The following is a 7,590-nucleotide window of genomic DNA, read 5'->3' as shown; positions in this document are numbered from 1 at the left end:
GAGCGTGCCCTGGGGCCCGCGCAGGATCTCGACCCGCTCCACGTCCAGCGGCGGGCCGCCGGCCAGCACCGTCGAGGTCGTGAACAGGCCGTCGATGTAGATCGACACCGCCCCGTCCACCGCGTGCACGTTGGTCAGGCGACCGATGCCCCGCATGCTCGAGCGGTCGTTCGACGACTGGTAGACGAAGCCCGGGGTGAAGTTCGTCAGGTCCTGGACCGTGCTGATGCCCACCATGTCGCGCTGCTTGCTGGTGAACGCCGAGATGGCCACCGGCACGTCCTGCAGGCTCTGCTCGCGCTTTTCAGCGGTGACGACCAGTTCCTCGATGGTGAAGCCGCTTTGGGCGTGGGCCGAGCCGGCGACAGCCGCGGCCAATGCGCCCGAGGCGAACAGAAACGCTTTCAACTTCATATTATGAGACCTCCCAGCAGCGCGGCGCTTTGGTGCGCCCTCTTGTGAAATTTGGAACGGCGCCGGCCCTTGGGGCCCACGCCTTCGACGATCGAACGGATTTGTCGCAGGTGACGCGCATCTCGGCATACGGCGTCCCGGTCGGCGGGGCCGAGAGGATGCCGATGGCTTGGGCGGAGGTCGCCACGGGCCCATCCTGCCCACGCTCTTCGCGCCCCTCCGCGGTCACGACCAACTCCGCGAGGGTGTTCGCGGATATCTACGCCTGGGCCGATTAGCCTGGTCGGATGCGCCGATCAGGGCGGCCAGCGAGGCGCTGGCCGCCAGCAACTGATGCCTCAACCCCATCTGAAGTGCCTCCCCGCAGCTTCGATGACGGCGCTATTCCCTGCGCCTGCCTTGGAAGGCTGAAGCAGGTGCTGATCGACGTCAACGCAATTGCCGAATATGAACGCCGATAAGTTAATTAGACTCAGTTAGTGTGGCCGTTATGCAAAAGTAGGATTCTCCTGAAGACTTGTAAATTTGAAGGAAATGAGGGACTATCTGCTGGTTTCTGACTTTGTTCATCCCAATGACAACCTATGGGCGCGCGAAATGCGCGCCCTTTTTTTATTTGATTGACGTATTTGAGCCGCACAATCCGGATATTTCGCAATTGCGAAACAAATGGACGCCTTACGCAATAAAGGGCGGCGTGAGTTTGAAGACCGGCGTTATCTGCAATGCAGCAATCCGGGTTGCGCTCCCGAAAATTCGCCCTGAAGTTGATTTTTCGGACGCCTCTTTCGTCGGCGGCCCGCCGCCCTTAGAGAGGGCCGCGCAAAACCGCGGAGGCGAATGACCCATGCACCGGAAGCCCGACGGATCCTGGGACAAGGCCCGGCTGCCGAGCCGCCATACGACCGAAGGGCCCGCCCGAGCCCCGCACCGGTCGTACTACTACGCCATGGGACTGGGCTCGCGGGAGATCGCCCAACCCTTCGTGGGCGTGGCATCGTGCTGGAACGAGGCGGCGCCCTGCAATACCGCCCTGATGCGTCAGGCCCACGCCGCCGCCGAAGGTGTGAAGCGGGCGGGCGGCACGCCGCGCGAGTTCTGCACCATTACGGTCACGGACGGCATCGCCATGGGCCATGAGGGCATGCGCAGCTCGCTGGTCAGCCGCGAGGTGATCGCCGACTCGGTGGAGCTGACCATGCGCGGCCATGCCTACGACGCCCTGATCGGCGTCGCCGGCTGCGACAAGAGCCTTCCGGGCATGATGATGGCGATGCTGCGCCTGAATGTGCCGAGTGCGTTCATCTACGGCGGCTCGATCCTCCCGGGCTCCTGGCGGGGCCGCGACGTCACAGTCCAGGACATGTTCGAGGCGGTCGGACAGCACTCCGCCGGCACGATGAGCCTGGAAGATCTGTGTGACCTCGAACAGCACGCCTGCCCGGGCGACGGGGCCTGTGGCGGCCAATACACGGCCAACACCATGGCCTGTGTGTCCGAGGCCATCGGCCTGGCGCTGCCGCTGTCGTCCGCGCTGCCGGCGGCGTACCTGCACCGCGACCAGTACGCCGAGGCGACGGGCGAAGCGGTCATGGCGCTGCTGGAGCGAAACATCCGCCCGCGCGACATCTGCACGCGCGAGGCGTTCGAGAACGCCGCTGTCGTCGTTGCGGCCACCGGCGGTTCCACCAACGGCGGCCTGCACCTGCCGGCCATGGCGCACGAGTGCGGGATCAGCTTCACGCTGCGCGACGTCGCCGAGATCATGAAGAGGACGCCGTACCTCACCGACCTGATGCCGGGCGGGAAGTATCCGGCCAAGAAGATGGGCGAGGCGGGCGGTGTGCCCATGCTGCTGCGCACCCTGCTGGACGCCGGACTGATCCACGGCGACTGCATGACCGTCACGGGGAAGACGATCCGTGAGAACCTGGAAGGCGTGGTCTGGAACGGCGACCAGGACGTGATCCGGCCCGTCTCGAACCCGTTCACGCCGACCGGCGGCGTCGTCGGCCTCTGGGGGTCGCTGGCGCCCGACGGCGCGATCGTGAAGGTGGCGGGCCTCAACCACGTCAAGCACCGTGGCCCGGCCCGCGTCTTCGAAGGCGAGGAGGCCTGTTTCGCTGCGGTCGAGGCCCGCGACTACAAGGAAGGCGACGTGCTGGTCATCCGTTACGAGGGGCCCAAGGGCGGTCCCGGCATGCGCGAGATGCTGTCCACGACCGCCGCGATCAAGGGGCAGGGCGTCGAGAACATCGCGCTCATCACCGATGGCCGCTTCTCGGGCGCCACCCGTGGCCTCTGCATCGGCCACGTCGGCCCCGAGGCCCAGGAGGGCGGCCCGATCGCCCTCGTCCGCGACGGGGACATCATCGCCATCGACGCCGACGCCGGGACGATCGACCTGGAGGTCGACGCTGCCGAACTGGAGCGCCGCAAGGCCGAATGGAAGCCGCGCCGGACCAACTACCAGAGCGGCGCCGTGTGGAAGTTCGCCCAGGCGGTGGGGCCGGCGCACCTGGGCGCCACGACCCACCCCGGCGCAGCGGCCGAGACGCACGTCTACGCCGACCTCTGAATCCGTCGGCCCCCTTGCGCGGGCAGGGGGGCGCGGCTAACCCACGCCCTCTGTTTCGAGGAGGATGGTCATGGCCATCGACGTCGCGACCGTGAGGAAGGTCGCGAGGCTGGCGCGCATCGCCGAGCCTGAAGACCGGCTGGAGCCGCTGGCCCGGGAGCTGAGCGGCATCCTGAGCTGGATCGAGCAGCTGAACGAGGTCGACACCGACGGCGTCGAGCCGATGGCCTCGACCGAGGCCGTGACCCTGCCGATGCGCGAGGACGTCGTCACCGACGGCGGCGATCCCCGGCGCGTGCTGTCCAACGCGCCCAGGTCGGCGAAGGACTTCTTCGTGGTGCCGAAGGTGGTGGAATAGATGGCGAAGGACTCCACCCTGACCGGGCTCACCCTCAAGTCCGCGCTGGACGGACTGGCGAACCGGTCGTTCTCGTCCGAGGAGATCACCCGGGCCCATCTCGAGGCGATCGAAGGCGCGCGCGCGCTGAACGCCTATGTGGTCGAGACGCCGGATCGCGCCCTGGAGATGGCCCGCGCCTCCGACGCCCGCCGGGCGTCCGGCGACGCCGCCCCGCTGGATGGGGCTCCGCTGGGGATCAAGGACCTGTTCTGCACCGAAGGCGTGGACTCCACCGCCGCCTCGAAGATCCTGCGCGGCTTCAAGCCCACCTACGAGTCCACCGTCACCACCAACCTGTGGCGGGACGGGGCGGTGATGCTAGGCAAGCTCAACATGGACGAATTCGCCATGGGCTCGTCCAACGAGACGTCGGCCTGGGGGCCGGTCGTGAACCCGTGGCGGGCGCGCGGCGGCGCCGCCGACCTGACCCCCGGCGGCTCGTCGGGCGGCTCGGCCGCGGCGGTCGCCGCCGACCTGTGCCTGGGCGCCACGGCCACCGACACCGGCGGCTCGATCCGCCAGCCCGCGGCCTTCACCGGCACGGTCGGGATCAAGCCCACCTACGGCCGCTGCTCGCGCTGGGGGATCGTGGCCTTCGCCTCGTCGCTGGACCAGGCTGGCCCGATGGCCCGCTCGGTCGAGGACGCCGCCATCCTGCTGAAGTCCATGTCCGGCCACGACCCGAAGGATTCCACCAGCCTTCCGACGGACGTGCCGGATTTCCCCAGCTTCTGCGGCAAGTCGGTCAAGGGGCTGCGGGTGGGCATCCCGAAGGAGTACCGCGTCGACGGCATGCCCCCCGAGATCGAGGCGCTGTGGGAGCAGGGGATCGCCTGGCTCCGGGACGCCGGCTGCGAGATCGTCGAGGTCAGCCTGCCGCACACGAAATATGCGCTCCCGGCCTACTACATCGTGGCCCCGGCCGAGGCGTCGTCGAACCTCGCCCGCTACGATGGGATGCGCTACGGCCTGCGCGTCGACGGCGCCAACCTCACCGAGACCTACGAGAAGACCCGCGCCGAGGGCTTCGGCGCCGAGGTCAAGCGCCGCATCCTGATCGGAACCTATGTGCTGTCGGCCGGCTACTACGACGCCTACTACCTGAAGGCGCTGAAGGTCCGCCGCCGCATCGCCGACGACTTCGACCGGGCCTGGGAGACGGTGGACGCCCTGCTGACCCCGACGGCGCCGTCGGCGGCCTTCGCGCTGGGCCAGAAGTCGGACGACCCGGTGGCGATGTACCTCAACGACATCTTCACGGTGACGGTGAACCTCGCCGGCCTTCCGGGGATGAGCGTGCCGGCCGGCCTGGACGCCCAGGGTCTTCCGCTCGGGCTCCAGCTCATCGGCCGCAATCTCGACGAGGGCACGCTCTTCGCCCTGGGATCGGCGATCGAGAAGGCCGCAGACTTCCGGGCGAAGCCGCAGAAGTGGTGGTGATGTGAACGCTCCTCCCCTGCGAAGCGGGGGAGGGGGACCACGAAGTGGTGGAGGGGGCGTCAGGCCCCTGGAGGCGGAGGGGCGGCCTTGCGCCCCCTCCGTCTCGCGCCGGCGGCGCGATCCACCTCCCCCGAAGGCGACCTTCGGGGGAGGAACAGTCGGATCAGAGCTTGTCGAACTCCGCCTGGATTTCCTTGAGCTTGGCGTCGTCGATGGCGCCCTGGCTCATAGGCGCCACCTGGCTGAGCGTCATGGTGGCGATCTGGTCGTAGAACTGCGGGATCTCGGGCAGGGCCTTTTCGAGCGCGGCCTTGGCCTTCTCGTTCTTGATGATGTCACCGATCGTCGTGGTCTCGACCGAGAGCTTGTCGGCGGCGGGCGCCGTGGCGGCGCCGTGGTGGGCATGGTCCTGGGCCTGGGCGAGCGCCGGCGCGGAGACCGCGGCCAGGGCGAGGGCGGCGGCGAGGGCGATGGTCTTCATGGGTGTTCCTTTTTCCCCGGTCTTGACGCCGTTAAGACGCGCCGAACTTTGACTCCAATTCCCGGCCTTTGCGCAAGAGGGCTTCTGCGCCCGCTTCCCGTCCGGCGCGGGCGGCGCTAGTACCGGCGGCATGAACGACGTGACGAACGCAAAGGTGATCCAGGGCCGGACCGGTCCGTGGGAAATCGTCCTGGGCCTCGAGGTCCACGCCCAGGTGGCGTCGAACGCCAAGCTGTTCTCGGGCGCCGCCGTCGGCTTCGGCGCCGGCCCCAACGCCCAGGTCAGCCTGGTGGATGCGGCCATGCCCGGCATGCTGCCCGTCATCAACCGCCACTGCGTGGAGCAGGCGATCCGCACCGGCCTGGGCCTGAAGGCCAGGATCAACGAATGGTCGCGGTTCGACCGGAAGAACTATTTCTATCCCGACCTGCCCCAGGGCTACCAGATCAGCCAGTTCAAGGACCCGATCGTGGGCGAGGGCGAGGTCACCGTCGAGCGCGACGACGGCTCGGCCTTCACCGTGCGCATCGAGCGGCTGCACCTCGAGCAGGACGCTGGCAAGAGCCTGCACGACCAGGATCCCGACTTCACCTACGTCGACCTGAACCGCGCCGGCACGGCGCTGATGGAGATCGTGTCGCGGCCCGACATGCGCTCGTCCGAGGAGGCGGCGGCCTATGTCAAGAAGCTCAGGACCATCCTGATCTATCTTGGCACCTGCGACGGCGACATGGAGAAGGGCAACCTGCGCGCCGATGTGAACGTCTCGGTCTGCCGTCCGGGCGATTACGAGAAGTTTCGCGAGTCCGGAGACTTCAGCCACCTGGGCACACGCTGCGAGATCAAGAACGTCAACTCGTTCCGCTTCATCCAGCAGGCGATCGAGTACGAAGCCCGCCGCCAGATCGAGATCCTGGAGGAGGGCGGAACGATCGACCAGGAAACCCGCCTGTTCGACCCCGTGAAGGGTGAGACCCGCTCCATGCGGTCGAAGGAGGAAGCGCACGACTATCGCTACTTCCCCGATCCCGACCTGCTGCCTCTGGTCCTGGATCCGGCGTGGATCCGGAAGATCGAGGCGGGGTTGCCCGAACTGCCCGACGCCAAGAAGGCGCGGTTCCAGTCGCAATATGGGCTGTCGGCCTATGACGCCGGCGTCCTGATCGCCGAACAGGCCAAGGCCGACTTCTACGAGGCGGCGGCGAAAGGGCGCGACGCTAAGCTGACCGCCAACTGGGTCACCAACGATCTCGCCGCCAAGCTGTCGGCCGGCGGGATCGAGATCGCCGACTCGCCGATCAAACCCGGGGCGATCGCCGAACTGGTCCAGCTTATCGAGGAGGGGGTGATTTCCTCCAAGATCGCCAAGGACGTGTTCGAGCGCATGTGGGCGGGCGAGGGCGCGGCCGGCGAGATCGTCGAGACTCAGGGCTTGAAACAGGTCAGCGACACCGGCGCGCTGGAGAAGATCGTCGACGACCTGATCGCCGCCAACCCCGGCCAGGCCGCGGCGGTGAAGGAGAAGCCCCAGGCGATCGGCTGGTTCGTGGGCCAGGTGATGAAGGCCACCGGCGGCAAGGCCAACCCGGGGGCGGTGAATCAGCTTCTGAAGGCCAAGCTGGGCCTCTGACCGTCTATTGCACCATGTCGAAGACGCGCCCGTCGGCCAGGGACACCAGGGCGAAGCCGTCGCCGACGCGCACCCACGCGTAGCCCTGCGGCGGAGGGCGCAGGCGGTAGCGGCGGTAGTCCTCCACCACCGAGCCCCGGTAGCTGTCGGGCAGGTAGCCGCCGCGCCGGGCCGATGCCGGTGGCGCGAAGCCCCGGGCGGGCGGGCCGCTGTCATAGCGCTCGGTGCGGCCCCGGCGCTCGTCGCCGTAGCCCAGGGCGGGCACGCGGGCGCGGCGTTCGTCGTCGTCGCGCCGGACCTCGGCGCGGCCTTCGCGCCCGCGGTCCTGATCAACCCAGCGGCGGCTGTCGCGCCCTTCGCCCCTGCTCCCCTCTGCCCCGCGACCCTGGCCGCGCGGATTGTCGCTGCGCTCCCAGCGCTCGGCGCGCCGCCCGCGGTCGTCGTCCCGAGACTGGGCCAAGGCCGCGTGCGGCGCGGTCGAGGCGAGGGCGGCCAGGGCCGCGATGACGAGGAGCTGACGTTTCATCTCGCCGACGATCATCGCCTCCGGGGCTGAACTGTCCCTGAACAGAGTCCGAGGGTTTCGCGCACGCCATGACCGGAACTGCGGCAGGGTGTCCCAGGGCGCCATTCTGACAATATGACAA

7 protein-coding genes are annotated in these 7,590 nt (G+C 68.2%); 4 read left to right on the top strand and 3 right to left on the bottom strand.

Annotation, left to right across the window (positions count from 1 at the left end; all coding sequences use genetic code 11):
• A partial coding sequence (locus WG212_RS08915) for a Plug domain-containing protein (RefSeq protein ID WP_337186742.1) occupies nucleotides 1-414 on the bottom strand: 414 nt, incomplete at its 3' end.
• A gap of 847 nt (nucleotides 415-1,261) precedes the next feature.
• On the opposite strand from WG212_RS08915, the gene ilvD reads away from it, so the two are divergent.
• The 3 genes from ilvD (at nucleotide 1,262) to gatA (ending at nucleotide 4,832) form a co-directional block, all read left to right on the top strand.
• Nucleotides 1,262-2,992: a dihydroxy-acid dehydratase gene (gene ilvD, locus WG212_RS08910; RefSeq protein ID WP_337186741.1), complete on the top strand. Its 1,731-nt coding sequence runs from the start codon at nucleotides 1,262-1,264 to the stop codon at nucleotides 2,990-2,992.
• Between the two features lie 70 nt (nucleotides 2,993-3,062).
• Nucleotides 3,063-3,350 carry an Asp-tRNA(Asn)/Glu-tRNA(Gln) amidotransferase subunit GatC gene (gatC, locus tag WG212_RS08905; protein WP_337186740.1) on the top strand — a complete coding sequence of 96 codons (288 nt, stop codon included), beginning with the start codon at nucleotides 3,063-3,065 and terminating at the stop codon, nucleotides 3,348-3,350.
• Nucleotides 3,351-4,832: an Asp-tRNA(Asn)/Glu-tRNA(Gln) amidotransferase subunit GatA gene (gene gatA, locus WG212_RS08900; RefSeq protein ID WP_337186739.1), complete on the top strand. Its 1,482-nt coding sequence runs from the start codon at nucleotides 3,351-3,353 to the stop codon at nucleotides 4,830-4,832.
• A 163-nt stretch (nucleotides 4,833-4,995) separates the two neighbouring features.
• Here gatA and WG212_RS08895 read toward each other — a convergent pair whose 3' ends face one another.
• Nucleotides 4,996-5,313 (bottom strand): hypothetical protein, encoded by a 318-nt coding sequence (locus tag WG212_RS08895; RefSeq protein ID WP_337186738.1) that lies wholly within the window; start codon nucleotides 5,311-5,313, stop codon nucleotides 4,996-4,998.
• Between the two features lie 130 nt (nucleotides 5,314-5,443).
• Here WG212_RS08895 and gatB point away from each other — a divergent pair, with 130 nt between their 5' ends.
• Nucleotides 5,444-6,943 (top strand): Asp-tRNA(Asn)/Glu-tRNA(Gln) amidotransferase subunit GatB, encoded by a 1,500-nt coding sequence (gene gatB, locus WG212_RS08890; protein ID WP_337186737.1) that lies wholly within the window; start codon nucleotides 5,444-5,446, stop codon nucleotides 6,941-6,943.
• Between the two features lie 4 nt (nucleotides 6,944-6,947).
• On the opposite strand, the gene WG212_RS08885 is transcribed toward gatB, so the two are convergent.
• A complete protein-coding gene (locus WG212_RS08885; RefSeq protein ID WP_337186736.1) occupies nucleotides 6,948-7,469 on the bottom strand; it encodes an RcnB family protein in 522 nt (173 codons plus the stop codon).
• Nucleotides 7,470-7,590 lie beyond the last annotated feature (121 nt).

This window comes from Phenylobacterium sp. (genome assembly GCF_037189685.1).
Lineage (GTDB): Bacteria > Pseudomonadota > Alphaproteobacteria > Caulobacterales > Caulobacteraceae > Phenylobacterium.
This window is presented reverse-complemented; position numbering and strand designations above follow the sequence as displayed.

Excerpts from the sequence above, each read along its gene's own strand:
- gatC (WP_337186740.1), top strand. The coding sequence starts at position 3,063 with ATGGCCATCGACGTCGCGACCGTGAGGAAGGTCGCGAGGCTGGCGCGC.
- gatB (WP_337186737.1), top strand. The coding sequence starts at position 5,444 with ATGAACGACGTGACGAACGCAAAGGTGATCCAGGGCCGGACCGGTCCG.
- gatA (WP_337186739.1), top strand. The coding sequence starts at position 3,351 with ATGGCGAAGGACTCCACCCTGACCGGGCTCACCCTCAAGTCCGCGCTG.
- ilvD (WP_337186741.1), top strand. The coding sequence starts at position 1,262 with ATGCACCGGAAGCCCGACGGATCCTGGGACAAGGCCCGGCTGCCGAGC.
- WG212_RS08885 (WP_337186736.1), bottom strand. The coding sequence starts at position 7,469 with ATGAAACGTCAGCTCCTCGTCATCGCGGCCCTGGCCGCCCTCGCCTCG.
- WG212_RS08895 (WP_337186738.1), bottom strand. The coding sequence starts at position 5,313 with ATGAAGACCATCGCCCTCGCCGCCGCCCTCGCCCTGGCCGCGGTCTCC.